Raw genomic sequence first — 15,987 nt, forward strand, 5'->3', positions numbered from 1 at the left:
CAGTTGGCAACTGTTCGGTCCGGTTCCTCGCTCTTCAACAAACCACCAGCGAACTCTCTGGTGCGGTGTCCTCGCCGATTGCGGGACCGTTGGCGGCATGGATGCCGCCATCGCGCCCCCAAGGATGGGTTCACGGCGTGTCCCGCGAGCGGCGAGGGCGCCGCGCCCTCGATACTGCGAGTTTGCTGCAGGGCCCCCTTGCCCGCCCACCATCGCAGGACACGCTGCAAGTACGTCCATGTAAGCTCCTTGGCGGCATTCATGCCGCCAAGGGTCCTGCGACGGTGAGCGGACAAGGGCCAGTCGAGACGGTCGGTGCGTAGCGTCTCAACAGAGCAGTTGGCAACTGTCCGGTTCGGTTTCCTCGCTCTTCAACAAACCACCAGCGAAAACAAACCACCAGCGAACTCTCTGGTGCGGTGTCCTCGCCGCTTGCGGCATGGATGCCGCCATCGCGCCCCCAAGGATGGGTTCACGGCGTGTCCCGCGAGCGGCGAGGGCACCGCGCGCTCGACTCACCCTGCGTGTGCCTCAGCCATCGTTTCTCGCATCAGTGATAGGCGTGGCGTGCGTTGGCCAGCAAGGTGCTCAGGCTGTCCTGCTGTTCGAGGCGGAATACTGCAACCGCGTCGACCAGCTGCGCGGCCTGGTCTTCCATCGAGCGCGCCGCTGCCGTGGCTTCTTCCACCAGGGCGGCGTTCTGCTGGGTGGTTTCGTCCATCTGGGTGACGGTCTGGTTGACCTGGGTGATGCCGGCGGCCTGCTCGCGCGAGGCGCTGGTGATCTCGCCCATGATCTCGGTGACGCGCTTCACCGAGCCGACCACCTGTTGCATGGTGCTGCCGGCCTCCGATGCCAGTGCGGCGCCGTTGCCGATGCGGGTCACCGAGTCTTCGATCAGGTGCTTGATCTCCTTGGCCGCGCCGGCCGAGCGCTGGGCGAGAGTGCGCACTTCCGAGGCCACCACGGCAAAGCCGCGGCCCTGTTCGCCGGCACGCGCCGCTTCCACCGCGGCGTTCAAGGCCAGGATATTGGTCTGGAAGGCGATGCCATCGATGACGCTGATGATCTCGGCGATCTTCTTGGACGAGGCGTCGATGTCGGCCATGGTGGTCACCACGCGGCCGACCACATCGCCACCCTTTGCGGCCACGCCGGCGGCATCGAGCACCAGGCGGTTGGCCTGGTCGGCGTTATCGGCGTTCTGCTTGACGGTGGCGGTGAGCTCTTCCATCGAGGCGGCGGTTTCTTCCAGCGCGGCGGCTTGTTGCTCGGTGCGACGCGACAGGTCGCCATTGCCGGTGGCGATTTCGGTGGCGGCCGCGTTGATCGCCAGCGACGAATCCTTGATGCGACGCACGATGCCGGCCAGTTGGTCGGCGGTGGCGTTGGCATCGTCGCGGATGGTGGCGAACACGCCTTGCAGCTGGCCGTGCATGCGCGCGGTCAGGTCGCCCTGCGACAACGACGACAGCAGCGCGGACACGCGCGACAGGCCGTCGGCGTTGTTGTCCAGCAGCATGTTCAGTTGCTGGGCGAGCTGCAGCAGGAAGCCCTGCTTGCCGGCGGTGTCCACGCGGCCGCTCAGGTCGCCGGCTGCGGCGGCCTGCACGATGCGGGCGACTTCTTCTTCCACCTGCACTTCCTGGGTGCGGTCGGCCCACTCGATGACAAAGCCCATGCGCTCGCCCGCGGCATCCAGCACCGGGCTGACCACCTGACGCACGATGCGGCCGCCAACGGCGATCTGGGCGACGTTGCTGCCGGTGAGCTGTTCGAGCATGCGCTCGTGCTCCTTCGGCGCGGCATGGAATTGATTGACGCTGGTGTCGATCAGCTTGTCCGCATCGAAGCCGGGTGCAGCGTTACGCAACTGTTCCTGCACGCCCTTGAGCAGGCGTTGCAGCGGCCGGTTGACGTAGATGATGCGCTGATGGATGTCGGCGATCATCACGTTGGTGCTGACATCGTCCAGCGCGGTGCGCACACGCAGCGCTTCGCTGGCGATCAGGTGATCGCGCTCCAGCCGTGCGCGCAGGTCGTCGCGCATGGTGCGGGCATTGAGCAGCAGACGGCCGAGCTCATCGTGCCGATCGATTTCGATGGGGTTGTCCAGCCGGCCGGCGGCGACATCGCCGAGCACGCGTTCCACCGCCACCAACGGGCGGGTCACCATCTTGCGCGCGGCGATGAACACCACCGCGATGCACAGCGCCAGCACCGCCAGCGAGAACAGCAGCATGCTGCCCATCAGCTGGTCGAGCGGGCCGTCGATGGCGCTGCGCGGCTGGGTGCCGATCACCGCCCACTGCCACGGCGCATAGCGCTGTGCGGTGACTTCGAACGCCTGCGCGTTGCCCTTGGCATCGCGTAGCTGCAGGTTGGCGCTGGGCTGCTTGCCGTCCAGCACCGACTGCAGTGCCGCTTGCTGATCGGCCGGCACCAGGGCAGACAACGTCGCCGGCGCGCCCGGCGGTGCGGCGATGATCTGGCCCTGACGGTCGCCAGGTGCCATGTCGGCGATCACGAAGTAGCCGTCCTGTCCCAGCTTGGTGGTGCTGACCTGGGCCTTGAGCGCCGCCAGGCCCTGGGTGTAGTTGCGACCGACGAACAGCGCACCGATCACCTCGCCGGCAGCGTTGCGCAGTGGCGCGTAGTAGGTCATGTACTGGTCGCCGAACAACTGCGCCTGGCCGGTGAAGGGCTTGCCTTCGGACAGCGCGGCGTAGGCCTTGCCCTTGCGATCGAGCAGGGTGCCGATCACGCGCGCGTTCTGCTTGTTGCGCAGCGAGGTGGTGATGCGCACGAAGTCGTCGCCGGTGCGCGCGAAGATGGTCGCAACGCCGCCGGTGGCCTGCGCGAAGCGATCCACCGCGTCGAAATTGAGATTCAGCGCCTGCGTACCGGCGCGCAACGTGGGCGTGTTCTGCGCGCCGATGGTCACGGTGCTGGCGGTATCCAGCTCACGTGCGCCGCGCGGCAGCATGTCGTCGAAGACGCTGCCCAGGCGCTCGGTGCCTTCGGTCAGGGTGACGTCGTACATCGCCACCGACTGCTGCATCAGCCGCGTGCTCGAACGCAGCTCGGCCTTGACTTGCGATTCGATGTCGCCGGCCGATTGCCGGTAGATGGTCAGGGCGAGTAGCCCGAGCGATAACGCGATGACCAGGGTGAGCAATGCGGACAGCCGCGTGCCGACGGAAAGTCGGTTGAAAAAATGCATAAGAGTGGCCTTGCCCGGGGGAGGGCGTTACGGATGCGTGAGTGCGATAACGGCCGTCTATGCGCGAAATTGATCATTTCTGTAGAAATCGGCACAACAGGGGCGATTTATTCAGTCCCGGCTCATTGGAAGCGGTTTCAGTTGTGTGGTCATGGGATGAGCAAATGTAAGTTCTGCGTGAATTCAAGGCAGTTGAACGTCGAGCGCGCAATCGCCCGGGTGCTCCCGAGTTTTGCGAACGCAGGGCAAAAAAAGGGCCGCATCCCCTCGCAAGGGAAGCGGCCCACAAGATCCGCGCAGCGCGGACTCGAACGACTCTCGAATTTTCTGTGTTGCTGATGCGGGTGTTGCCCGGCGCGTGGATCACGCACCGCGTGGTTGTCTGTCGCAACGCGATTGCTGCGTTTCACTGCATGCGTTGATGGATGTCAGCAGTGCTTGCTGCGGCTGAGTTCAGAACTCCTGCCAGTCACCAGCGCCGTTGGCCGATGCCACTGCCGCGGTCTGCATCGCGCCACGTCGCGGTGCGGCAGGTGCGGTGGGGCGTACAACCGGGCGCGGCGCGGTGCGGGCATTGGCCGGTGCGCTGGCAATGGCCGACAGACGGCGTGCCACCGGCGCGTGTTCGGCCACCTTGAACACTGCAACGGCTTCGGTGAGCTGCTGCGCCTGTTCTTCCATGGCGCGGGCGGCGGCGGTGGCTTCTTCCACCAGTGCGGCATTTTGCTGGGTGGTTTCGTCCATCTGGGTCACGGTCTGGTTGACCTGCTCGATGCCGGCGTACTGCTCCTGCGATGCCGACGAAATCTCGCTCATGATGTTGGTGACACGCTGCACGCTGGCCACGATGTCGGCCATGGTGGTACCGGCCTGGTCGACCAGGGTTGCGCCTTGCGCCACCTTTTCCACCGAGTCGTCGATGAGGTGCTTGATCTCTTTTGCCGCGCCGGCCGACCGCTGCGCCAGCGTACGCACCTCGGACGCCACCACCGCAAAACCGCGGCCCTGTTCGCCGGCACGCGCCGCTTCCACCGCGGCATTCAACGCCAGGATGTTGGTCTGGAAGGCGATGCCGTCGATGACGCTGATGATCTCGGCGATCTTCTTCGAGGAGGCCTGGATGTCGGACATGGTGGCGACCACGCTCGCCACGACAGCGCCGCCCTGGGATGCCACTGCAGCGGCGCCGATGGCGAGCTGATTGGCCTGGCTGGCGTGTTCGGCATTCTGCTTGACGGTGGAGGTGAGTTCTTCCATAGAGGCGGCGGTTTCTTCCAGATTGGCGGCCTGTTGTTCGGTGCGCTGCGACAGATCCTGATTGCCGGTGGCGATCTCGCCGGAGGCCAGGCCGATCGCACCGGCCGCTTCCTGGATGCGGCCCACGATGTTGGCCAGCTGCTCGGCGGTGGCATTGGCGTCGTCGCGCATTTGTGCGAACACGCCCTGATACTGGCCGGTCATGCGTGCGGTGAGGTCGCCGGCGGCGATCGACTGCAACAGGCCGGACAGCGACTGCAGGTTGCCATCGGCAGTGGCCATCAAGGTGTTGAGGCTTTCCACCATGATGCGGAAGTCGAACTGGAACTGCTCGGCATTGCCGCGCGCGGTGAAGTCGCCATTGGCGGCGGCCTGGGCAAGATTCTTGATCTCGTGATTCATCGTGGACAAGTTGTGCTTGACCTGATTCATCGCCGTGGTAATCGCGGCTTTTTCGCCAGGCAATTGCGGCATGTCTTCGCTCAGATCGCCGATGGCGTAGCGCTCCACCAGGTGGATGGTCTGCATCTTGACCTTGATGTGCGCGGCGACCAGCTCGTTGGTGTCCTTGGCCATGCGGCCGAAGTCGCCGGGGAACGCGCCGGCATCCATGCGGAAACTGATCTGGCCTGCATCGTGGCGTTTGGCCATGTCCAGCTGCGCGCTGATCAGGTTGCGTACCTGCTCCTGCATCTTGTCCATCGCCTGCAACAGGCGCCCGGTTTCGTCGTTGCTGTTGGTGCGCACATCGTTATCGAGATTGCCGTTGGCAATGGATTCGGCGGCACGGGTGGCCTGCGCCAGCGGGCGCACCAGGCTGCGGGTGATGGCCCAACCCAGCAGGCCACTGATGCACACCACCGCCAGGCCGCCGCTGATCAACATCGCGCGGCCGCGCGCCATCGCCGTGGTGGCTACAGAGTTGGCTTCCTGGGCGCGCTGGCGTTGCAGCGCCGTATAGTCCAGCAGTGCGTCCTGCCACACCTGCGTGGCCGGCGCCGCACGCTGCAACAGCAATGGCATGGCCTCATCGGTTTTGCCTGCAAGCCCCAGATCGATCACCTGCTGGTTGAGCGCGCTGGCGCTCTTGTTGCTCTGATCGATCTTGTCGCGCATGGCCTGTCCCATCGGCGTCGCCGAGAAGACGTAGAGCTGCTCGCGCACTTTGTCGTAGGTGCTGCGCTGTTCTTCGAGGATGGCGGCGAAGCGACGATTCTCTTCAGCGGTGGTCGGCAGCACGATATTGCGCAACTGCACGGCAATCACCGAGACGGCGTTATTCATCTCTTGCAGATGCTGGACGATGACCATGTTGCGATTGGTCAGCGTATCCAGGCTCTGACGCGCTTGCGCCAGCGTGTACAGGCCAGCGGCCACCAGGGCGCACGACAGCAGGATCAGCGTACCGAATGCGAAAGTCAGCCGTTTGCCGACGTTGTACCGTTGAAGAAGAGCGATCATGTTGAGTCTCAAGGCGATGGGCGGGAAGGGGAGATGCGCATCGGGCGGTCGCGTCGTCCATACGTCGAGCGCTGCCGGGGCGGGCATGCATCCGGCCGATCCATCGGTGTGCGTGACCGGTGGTCACGCTGCACTCGATTGCAAGGCAGGTCTGCATGCTTGTGTCCGGTAACGGCGCTGGTGGCTACAGCTGAACTCGCAAGGCCTAGCGCATATGGGCGGCCGTCACCGAGGTGACGCCCGTGTGCACAGATGAGCCCAAAACCCTGCTGGATGGGCGAGCAAGGCATCGTCGGCGGCTTGGGATTTCACTGTTCCATCACGCGTTCAAGCGTGATGGACGTGTGCAGACCAAGAGGATTGCCGGGTGGACGCACCGGCTTGGGAAGCGACTTGGTGTAGCGCCAGATCCGGGTAGACAGGTGCGCGACTACACCGCGCCCAGGTCGCACCCTGTGATACCCCGTGGCATCGCGATTGCCGCGTTGCCGTCAGAACACCCCGGCCAGCCGCCTCGTCAGCAGATCGACAAGACGGCAGCAATGACAGGCGTGGCATCGCAGGCGATCGCCTCGCCCTCGATCACTTGTGTCTACACAGCCTACAAAAGCGCGACGATCGCGCCCGGCAGCGATCAGGCCGCCCGGCCAAGGCGAGGCGAGGTCACGGCCTTCACCTGAAACACCGACACCGCATCGCGCAACTGCTGCGCCTGTTCTTCCATCGCGCGCGCGGCGGCAGTGGCTTCTTCCACCAGCGCGGCGTTCTGCTGGGTGGCCTGATCCATCTGCGTCACGGTCTGGCCGACTTGTTCGATGCCTTGCGACTGCTGCAGCGAGGCTTCGCTGATCTCGTGCATGATCGTGGCCACGCTCTGCACCGAGTCGACGATGTCCTGCATGGTGCGACCGGCCTGGCCCACCAGCTGATTGCCGTGTTCGACCCGGCTGACCGAGTCGTCGATCAGGTGCTTGATCTCTTTTGCCGCACCGGCCGACCGCTGCGCCAACGTGCGCACTTCCGAAGCCACCACCGCAAATCCGCGGCCCTGTTCGCCGGCACGCGCCGCTTCCACTGCCGCGTTCAAGGCCAGAATATTGGTCTGGAAGGCGATACCGTCGATCACGCCGATGATGTCGGCGATCTTTCTGGAGGCTGCCTGGATGCCGGCCATGGTGCCGACCACCTGGCCGACCACCTCGCCACCTTGCGAGGCAACGGTGGCGGCGCCGACCACCAGCTGACTGGCGCGCTTTGCGTGTTCGGCGTTGTTGCGCACGGTGGAGGTGAGTTCTTCCATCGAGGCGGCGGTTTCTTCCAGATTGGCCGCTTGTTGCTCGGTCCGCTGCGACAGGTCCTGATTGCCGGAGGCAATCTCGCTGGCCGCATCGTTGATGGCATCGGTGGAGCGTTGGATGCGCCCGACGATATCGGCCAGCTGCGTCACCGTGGCATTGGCATCGTCGCGCATACGTGCGAATACGCCGTGGAAATCGCCCTGCATGCGGGTGGTGAGATCGCCCGCGGCAATCGCCTGCAGCACCGTGGACAGCGATTGCAGGTTGGCGTCTGCAGTGGACATCAGCTGATTGAGGCTGTCCACCATCGCGCGGAAGTCGTACTGGAAGCGTTGCGCGTCGCCGCGCACGCTGAAGTCGCCATTGGCGGCGGCCTGCGCCAGCAATTTGATTTCGCTGTTCATCGCCGACAGGTTGGCCTTGACGGTATCCATGGTGTCGGTGAGCACGGCTTTTTCGCCGGGCAGGCGTTGCATGTCCTGGCTCAGATCGCCGATGGCGTAGCGCGACATGATCTGCGCCAGCTGCATCTTGACCGCGATATGCGAGCCGACCAGCGCGTTGGTATCGCGCACCATGGTGGCGTAGGCACCGGGGAAGCTCTCGGCCTGCATGCGGTAGCTGATCTGGCCGGCGTCGTGGCGCTGTGCCATCTCGCTCTGCGCGGCCAGCACGCGCTGCACCTGTTCCTGCATCTGGCGCATGTTGTCGAGCAGCTGCCCGGTTTCATCGCGGCTGGGCGGCACGATGCGTTCGTCCAGCTCGCCTTGCGCGATGTTGGCGGCCACCGTCGCGGCGCGGCGCACGTTGCGGGTGAGGTTGGACAAGGTGTACCAGCCCAACGCGGCGATCAGCAGCGCGAGCAGCGACAGGCCGGCAACGGCTTGGTACATCGCGTTGTGCGCATCCACCAGGTGGCGTTCGGATTGCCGCTGCAAGGCTTGCAGCGAGATGCTGCTCAGGTCCTGCATGGTCTGGCCAAGCGCATCGAGTGCGGCATTCCACTGCGTGTCGGCCTGCGCATCGCTGCCTTCCAGCGCCGTGCCAAGCGATTTCAATGCGTCGTTGGCGCGCGTGGCCTCGGCGTTGGCGGCATCGGCCAGGGCAGGGTCGGGCTGTTCCAGCAGGCCCATCGCCTTGTCCAGCTCATGCCGGAAACGCAGGTGATTGCGCTGTAACTGATTGAGTTGTTCGCGCAGCATGGCGCGGTCGCCACCGGCCTGCGACGGATCGTTGGCCGCATCCAGGCGGGTCAGCGATTCGGTGGCGTCGGGGCTATAGATCAAGGTCGCCACTACCAGGTGGTAGCTTTCGATATAGGGGGTGTAGACCAGTTGGCTGTCGTCGCGCAGTGCATCCAGCGCAGCGAAGGCTTGTTCGCTCACGCCGCTATAGCCGCTGGCTGCCGTGGTGGCGACGTGGCGCTGCTGTAAGGCGAGCAATTGTTTCTGGCTGCGTTCGAAGCCGGGCATGGCCGCAGTGGAGGCGAGCAGTTGCTGCAGATCGCGTTGCGCGCGTTGCGCTGCGGCGTCGGCGGCACTGCCAGCGTCGACGTGGGCGGCATGCAGATCGGTAATCAGGCCCAGCATCTGCCCAAGCGGGGCGTAGCTGCGTAATTCGTTGCTGCTGATGGTGACGCTTTCATTGAGCTTGCCGCTGTAAAGCAGCACCGGGATCACCAGCCCAACCAACGCCAGCACACCGATCGCACCGAGTTTTTTGGCGATGGCCAGATCGTCCCAGCGGCTGGTCCAGCGACGCGGGGCGGGTGGGGCGGTCTGTGGCAACAGCGCGGGAACAGTGGTCATCGGTGCGTCTCATAGGCGTACGCAGGCTATCGGCTCATCCCTGTCATGCCTTGAGCCGGCCGGCATCGCTGCCGACCGGCTCCGTTCAGGCAGTTCGGTCCGCTTGCTCAGAACTCCTGCCAGCTGGTGTCGTTGCTGGAGGCGGTGACCACCGCGCGTGGCTTGGAGGCCGGCGTACGCCCGGCTGCAGCGACCTTCGCCTTGACACCCGAACTCACTACCGGCCGCGACGGCACAGCGCGCACGGCCGGGGCCGCGTAGGTCGCGTCGGTCTTGAACACCGCAACCGCCTCGGTCAGGCCGACTGCCTGTTCTTCCAGCGCACGCGCGGCAGCGGTGGCTTCTTCCACCAGCGCGGCATTCTGCTGGGTGGTTTCGTCCATCTGGGTGATGGTCTGGTTGACCTGTTCGATACCGGCCGATTGCTCCTGCGAGGCGGCGGAAATCTCGCCCATGATGTCGGTGACGCGCTGCACGCTGGCAACCACCTCGCTCATGGTCTTGCCGGCGGTGTGCACTAGCGCGGAGCCTTCGGCGACGCGGTGCACGGAGTCGTCGATGAGGTCCTTGATCTCCTTGGCCGCACCCGACGAACGTTGGGCCAGCGTCCGCACTTCCGAGGCCACCACCGCAAACCCGCGGCCCTGCTCACCGGCACGCGCCGCTTCTACCGCTGCATTCAAGGCCAGGATATTGGTCTGGAAGGCGATGCCGTCGATGACACTGATGATGTCGGCGATCTTCTTGGACGAGGCTTCGATGCCGGCCATGGTGTCGACCACCTTGCCGACCACTTCGCCGCCTTGCACCGCCACGCTGGCGGCGCCGATGGCGAGCTGGTTGGCCTGACGCGCGCCTTCGGCGTTCTGCTTGACGGTGGAGGTGAGCTCTTCCATCGAGGCGGCGGTTTCTTCCAGGTTGGCGGCCTGCTGTTCGGTACGCTGCGACAAGTCCTGGTTACCGGCGGCGATTTCGCTGGCGGCGCCCTTGATCGAGATGGCCGAGGTCTTGATGCTGCCCACGATCTCGGCCAACTGGGTAGCGGTGGCATTGGCGTCGTCGCGCATCTGTGCGAACACGCCGCGGAACTCGCCGCTCATGCGTGCGGTGAGGTCGCCGGCGGCGATCGACTGCAGCAGACCGGACAGCGATTGCAGGTTGCCATCGGCGGTGGACATCAAGGTATTGAGGCTGTCCACCATCACCCGGAAGTCGTACTGGAACCGCGCGGCGTCGCCACGGGCGCTGAAGTCGCCATTGGCGGCGGACTGCGCCAGCTGTTTGATCTCGGCATTCATCGCGCCCAGGTTGGCCTTGACCTGTGACATGGTGTCGGTGAACACGGCCTTTTCGCCGGGCAGCTTGCTCATGTCGTCGCTGAGATCGCCGACGGCATAGCGCCCCATGATGCGTGCCAGATCGGTCTGCACGGCCACGTGCGAGGCGACCAGCAGGTTGGTGTCGTTGGCCATGCGGCCGTAGTCGCCCGGGAATGCGGACGCATCGATGCGGAAGCTGATTTGCCCATCGTCGTGGCGCTTGGCCATGTCGGTCTGTGCGGCGATCAGGTTGCGCAGCTGTTCTTGCATCTTGCGCATCGCATTGAGCAGGCGGCCGCTTTCGTCATTTGCCTGCGTGTCCACATCGTTGTCCAGCTTGCCGCCGGCGATCGATTCGGCGGCGCGGGTGGCGCGGCTGAGTGGTTGGGTCAGGCTGCGGGTGATGGCAAGCGCCAGCAGGCTGCTGATCAGCAGCACCGCCACGCCCCCGCCAATCAACAGGGCCTTGCCGCGGTTCATCGCAGCGACGGCCTGCTCGTAGCTCTGTTGGGTCTGTTTTTCCTGTAGTGCAACGTTGTCGTCGATTCTTGCCTGCCAGGCGAGCATGGCAGGGCGCGCTTTTTCGCTCATCAGCATCTGCGCTTCGTCGTTTTTGTTTTGCATTGCCAGGGCAATGACCTGGTCGTTCAGACCTCTGGCAATCGCGCGCGCCGCGTCGATCTCGGCGCGCACCTTGCGCCCGGCAACCGAGGGTGGAAAGGCGTCCAGCCTTTTGCGTTCGTGTGCATACAGTTCACGTTTTTGCTTGACCGTCTCAGCGGCTTGGTCGTTGAGTTCCTGAGTGGTGACCATGGCCAGCGTCCCCATCGCAATGAAGATGTCGGCATTGGCCGAGCGCATGTTGTTGCTGATTTGAATCTTGACCAGGTTGTTCTTGACGATGGAATCCAGTTGCGCACGCGCTTGGATCATCGTGCTAAAGCCCGAGGCGACCAGCAGGCCGGACAGCAGAATCAGGATCCCAAAGGCCACGCCCAACCGGCGGCCGACGTTGTAGCGTTGCAAGAATTCGTTCATTGACGGATTTCCGAAGGCGTGCGTGGCAGGAAATATTGCTTGCGACGCAAGCCATGACGATCTCGCCATGCTCTTGCCGCTATGCGAGATAACGGCGTAGGTATCAAGGTCTGAATGCCGGCTATGCGAAAAAAATATGACTGCAGTCACGCAGATGAAAAAAAGAGACATGTTTTGGCTGTCTCATTCGATAAGAGACATTTTAATCAGTAAAAAATGCCCGAATCCCACGCCGCAAGCGAGCTAGACCGCTGATTTGTCGAGGTTGTCTGCGATGTCTTTTGGTTGTCTCTATCCTGGCTTGTCGGGTCCGGTAACGCTGAGGGCAGCGCGATCTGCGCCATGCGTTTGCCGGTGGACGCTTGCCACCCGTTGCGCGCACTCGTGCGGCAAGCGCGGCCGTTGGTCATTCCTGATCAGGCCTAGTCGTACGTCGTAAGGCTGGCCGCGAGGCGTATCCGCATCCGTTCGAGCGCCGATAGCGCGTGCTGCGGTATCGATGCGTACTGGGGTGGGCACGCCGCGTGGGACATCGAGCGCAAGCTGGAGCAGGTGCACATCAGCGCGTGCGCATGCAGTGATCGCGTGGGCCTGCAAGCGATTCTTAGGGGCGACCAGGTGTTAGCCCCGGTGCGCGAAGGATCGCACTGAAAAATGCTGTGCGTTAGCGCAAAGCTCTAACGCATGCAGCTGGCCGATCAAGGGCGAGAGCACGCGTCAATCGGATCTATGACTCACTAGCCCCACTGTAGTGAGGCAGAGTCTAGCGACCAGAACCAACAAAAAAAGCCGCGCTCCCCAAAGAGCGCGGATTCGACAGCATCGGCCGCCATGCGACCGATTACGTGGTTTAGAACTCGGCCCAGTCCGATTCGTTGGACGGTGCCGACGCTACTGCGGCGCGCGCGGCAGGCCTTGTAGCAGACGGCTTGGCAAGCGTCTTGGTAGCTGGCTTGCTTGGCGCGTTGGGCCGTTTGGCGGCGAGTTGGTGCACGACCGGCGTGGCGCGGGTCTGGGATTCCAGTTCGGCCGACAGACGGAACACCGCAACCGCTTCGGTCAGGCCGACTGCCTGTTCTTCCAGCGCACGCGCGGCAGCAGTGGCTTCTTCCACCAGCGCGGCGTTTTGCTGGGTGGTTTCGTCCATCTGGGTGATGGTCTGGTTGACCTGTTCGATACCGGCCGATTGCTCCTGCGAGGCGGCGGAAATCTCGCCCATGATGTCGGTGACGCGTTGCACGCTGGCAACCACCTCGCTCATGGTCTTGCCGGCGGTGTGCACCAGCGCGGAGCCTTCGGCGACGCGGTGCACGGAGTCGTCGATGAGGTCCTTGATCTCCTTGGCCGCACCCGACGAACGTTGGGCCAGCGTCCGCACTTCCGAGGCCACCACCGCAAATCCGCGGCCCTGCTCACCGGCACGTGCCGCTTCTACCGCTGCATTCAAGGCCAGGATATTGGTCTGGAAGGCGATGCCGTCGATGACGCTGATGATGTCGGCGATCTTCTTGGACGAGGCTTCGATGCCGGCCATGGTGTCGACCACCTTGCCGACCACTTCGCCGCCTTGCACCGCCACGCTGGCGGCGCCGATGGCGAGCTGGTTGGCCTGGCGTGCGCCTTCGGCGTTTTGCTTGACGGTGGAGGTGAGCTCTTCCATCGAGGCGGCGGTTTCTTCCAGGTTGGCCGCTTGCTGTTCGGTGCGCTGCGACAAGTCCTGGTTACCGGCGGCGATTTCGCTGGCGGCGCCCTTGATCGAGATGGCCGAGGTCTTGATGCTGCCCACGATCTCGGCCAACTGGGTGGCGGTGGCATTGGCGTCGTCGCGCATCTGTGCGAACACGCCGCGGAACTCGCCGCTCATGCGTGCGGTGAGGTCGCCGGCGGCGATGGACTGCAGCAGACCGGACAGCGATTGCAGGTTGCCATCGGCGGTGGACATCAAGGTATTGAGGCTTTCCACCATCACCCGGAAGTCGTATTGGAACCGCGCGGCGTCGCCACGGGCGCTGAAGTCGCCATTGGCGGCGGACTGCGCCAGATGCTTGATCTCATGGTTCATTGCCGACAGATTGCTCTTGACCTGCGCCATGGTGTCGGTGAACACGGCTTTTTCGCCTGGCAGCGCCTTCATGTCCTCTGAAAGCTCACCCACCGCATAGTGACCCATGATGCGTGCCAAATCGGTCTGCACGGCCACGTGCGAGGCCACCAGCAGGTTGGTGTCGTTGGCCATGCGGCCGTAGTCGCCCGGGAACGCGGACGCATCGATGCAGAAGCTGATCTGCCCATCGTCGTGGCGCTTGGCCATCTCGGTTTGCGCGGCGATCAGGTTGCGCAGCTGCTGCTGCATTTTGCTCATCGCCCTCAACAAGCGGCCGCTCTCGTCATTGGCCTGCGTATCGACATCGTTGTCCAGCTTGCCGCCGGCGATCGATTCGGCGGCGCGGGTGGCGCGGCTGAGCGGTTGGGTCAGGCTGCGGGTGATGGCAAACGCCAGCAGGCTGCTGATCAGCAGCACCGCCACGCCCCCGCCAATCAACAGGGCCTTGCCGCGGTTCATCGCAGCGACGGCCTGCTCATAACTATGCTGGGCCTGTTCCTGCTGCATTGCTGCGTTTTCGTCGATCTTTGCCTGCCAGGCGAGCATGGCGGGGCGTGCCTTTTCGCTCATCAACGTCTGCGCTTCCGCATTCTTGTTTTGTGTTCCCAAAGCAATGACCTGATCGTTCAGGAGTCTGGCAACATCGCGTGCCGCGTCGATCTCGGTGCGCACCTTGCGCCCGGCGGCGGTGGCTGCAAAAGTTTCCAGCTTCTTGCGTTCGGTCGCATACGCTTCACGCTTTTCCTTGATCGTCGCCAAGGCCTTTTCATTCAATTCCTGACTGGTAACCATCACCAGTGTTCCGATGGCAATGAAGATGTCGGCATTGGCCGAGCGCATGTTGTTGCTGATTTGAATCTTGACCAGGTTGTTATTGACGATGGAATCCAGTTGCTTACGCGCTTCGATCATCGTGCTGAGCCCGGAGGCCACCAGCAGGCCGGACAGCAGAATCAGGATCCCAAAGGCCACGCCCAACCGGCGGCCGACGTTGTAGCGTTGCAAGAATGCGTTCATTGACGGGTTTCCGAAGGCGTGACGGGAGTTGTTGCTTGCGACGCAAGCCATGACGGTCTCGCAATACCTTTGCCGCTATGCGAGATAACGGCGTAGGTATCAAGGTCTGAATGCCGGCTATGCGAAAAAAATATGACCGCAGTCACGCAGATGAAAAAAAGAGACATGTTTTGGCTGTCTCATTCGGTAAGAGACATTTTAATCAATGAAAAATGCCCGGATCCCATGCCGCAAGCGAACTAGACCGCTGATTTGTCGAGGTTGTCTGTGATGTCTTGTGGTTGTCTCTATCCTGGCTTGTCGTGTCCGGTGACGCTGAGGGCGGCGCGATCTGCGCCATGCGCTTGCCGGTGGACGCTTGCCACTCGTTGCGCGCACCCGTGCGGCAAGCGCGGCCGTGGGTCACTGCTGATAAGGCCCTGTCGTACGTCATAAGGCTGGCCGCGAGGCGTATCCGCATCCGTTCGAGCGCCGATAGCGCGTGCTGCGGTATCGATGCGTACTGGGGTGGGCACGCCGCGTGGACATCGAGCGCACGCTGGAGCAAGTGCACATCAGCGCGTGCGCACGCAGTGATCGCGTCGGTGCTTGCAAGCGATTTTTAACGACGCTCAGGTGGTGCCCCGCTTGCGCCAGGCGGCGCATTGAGGATGCTGTGCGTCAGCGCAACGCTTTAAGGCCGCACCCTTGGTCCGAATGCAGCTGGCGGATCAGGCGCCAGAGCACGAGCCAATCGGATCTGCGGCTCGCTAGGCCTGCGATCAGTGGCCATCATCGCGAACCAGGTGCTGCGCGCAAATTGATCGCCCTGTATTGCCTCTGGTTGCCGTAACGCGGCCCGTTCTTCTCGAACGTGGCGCAGAGCCTGCCTTCGCCACAGGGTGCTATGTCGGCACGCGAGATGCGGTCCACGTAATCGATGGATGCGCGAAGCTGTGCGAGTTCGGCTCGCTTTTCGTTGATGATGCCAACCGAGTAGGCCACAGCACCAAGGCCCAGGACGCCCGCCACGAGCATCGTGACCGAGGCGATGCCCATGCGACGTGTGATCCGCGTCTCCAATGATTGCTGCGCTTGCGCGTAACGCCGTGTAGCTTGCTGCAACGTCTCGTCCGCAGCAGCCATTTCTTTGTTGAACCGCTTGGCGGCCGGTTCCAGGGTCTGCGTCAACGCCTGCTGGCTCAGCTGTGTCAGCCGCGGCAATGCATTCTCCAGCACGCGATTGACCTTGTAATCGGCGCTCCCTACCGCGTCTTGCAGCACCTGAAGTTGCTCGGCGATGAGATCGCGCAGGTTGTGTTCGCGCTGTTGCAGGGACGACACCAGCGTCGTCAATACTTTGATGGTGTGCTGCAACGAGGCATTCGATGCGTTCAACGTCACCAGCATTTCCGCCATTGCGGAAGCGTCTTGCCTGTCCATGAGGTCTCCGAAGCTCAACGAGTCATGGAAGCGATTTTGA

Annotated in this window: 6 protein-coding genes; all 6 read right to left on the reverse strand. The window is 63.5% G+C overall.

Annotation, left to right across the window (positions count from 1 at the left end):
- Positions 1 to 550: 550 nt before the first annotated feature.
- Entirely contained in the window at positions 551 to 3,223 is a 2,673-nt protein-coding gene (locus ACCQ06_RS10970) for a methyl-accepting chemotaxis protein (RefSeq protein ID WP_316692417.1), read from the reverse strand.
- A 453-nt stretch (positions 3,224 to 3,676) separates the two neighbouring features.
- Positions 3,677 to 5,941 carry a methyl-accepting chemotaxis protein gene (locus ACCQ06_RS10975; RefSeq protein WP_316692418.1) on the reverse strand — a complete coding sequence of 755 codons (2,265 nt, stop codon included), beginning with the start codon at positions 5,939 to 5,941 and terminating at the stop codon, positions 3,677 to 3,679.
- Between the two features lie 634 nt (positions 5,942 to 6,575).
- The gene (locus tag ACCQ06_RS10980; protein WP_316692419.1) at positions 6,576 to 9,047 is read right to left on the reverse strand and encodes a methyl-accepting chemotaxis protein; all 2,472 of its coding nucleotides are present in this window, start codon (positions 9,045 to 9,047) and stop codon (positions 6,576 to 6,578) included.
- A 107-nt stretch (positions 9,048 to 9,154) separates the two neighbouring features.
- Positions 9,155 to 11,404, reverse strand: coding sequence for a methyl-accepting chemotaxis protein (locus tag ACCQ06_RS10985; RefSeq protein ID WP_316692420.1), 2,250 nt, complete (start codon positions 11,402 to 11,404; stop codon positions 9,155 to 9,157).
- A gap of 850 nt (positions 11,405 to 12,254) precedes the next feature.
- Positions 12,255 to 14,525: a methyl-accepting chemotaxis protein gene (locus tag ACCQ06_RS10990; protein ID WP_316692421.1), complete on the reverse strand. Its 2,271-nt coding sequence runs from the start codon at positions 14,523 to 14,525 to the stop codon at positions 12,255 to 12,257.
- Positions 14,526 to 15,296: 771 nt separating this feature from the next.
- Positions 15,297 to 15,947, reverse strand: coding sequence for a hypothetical protein (locus ACCQ06_RS10995; protein ID WP_228324214.1), 651 nt, complete (start codon positions 15,945 to 15,947; stop codon positions 15,297 to 15,299).
- Positions 15,948 to 15,987 lie beyond the last annotated feature (40 nt).

The organism is Xanthomonas sp. NCPPB 4467, from assembly GCF_041475665.2.
Classification (GTDB): Bacteria; Pseudomonadota; Gammaproteobacteria; order Xanthomonadales; family Xanthomonadaceae; genus Xanthomonas; species Xanthomonas dyei.

What these genes read in the sequence shown, in the direction of transcription:
- ACCQ06_RS10985 (WP_316692420.1), bottom strand. Translation starts at nt 11,404, where the DNA reads ATGAACGAATTCTTGCAACGCTACAACGTCGGCCGCCGGTTGGGCGTG.
- ACCQ06_RS10990 (WP_316692421.1), bottom strand. Translation starts at nt 14,525, where the DNA reads ATGAACGCATTCTTGCAACGCTACAACGTCGGCCGCCGGTTGGGCGTG.
- ACCQ06_RS10980 (WP_316692419.1), bottom strand. Translation starts at nt 9,047, where the DNA reads ATGACCACTGTTCCCGCGCTGTTGCCACAGACCGCCCCACCCGCCCCG.
- ACCQ06_RS10970 (WP_316692417.1), bottom strand. Translation starts at nt 3,223, where the DNA reads ATGCATTTTTTCAACCGACTTTCCGTCGGCACGCGGCTGTCCGCATTG.
- ACCQ06_RS10995 (WP_228324214.1), bottom strand. Translation starts at nt 15,947, where the DNA reads ATGGACAGGCAAGACGCTTCCGCAATGGCGGAAATGCTGGTGACGTTG.
- ACCQ06_RS10975 (WP_316692418.1), bottom strand. Translation starts at nt 5,941, where the DNA reads ATGATCGCTCTTCTTCAACGGTACAACGTCGGCAAACGGCTGACTTTC.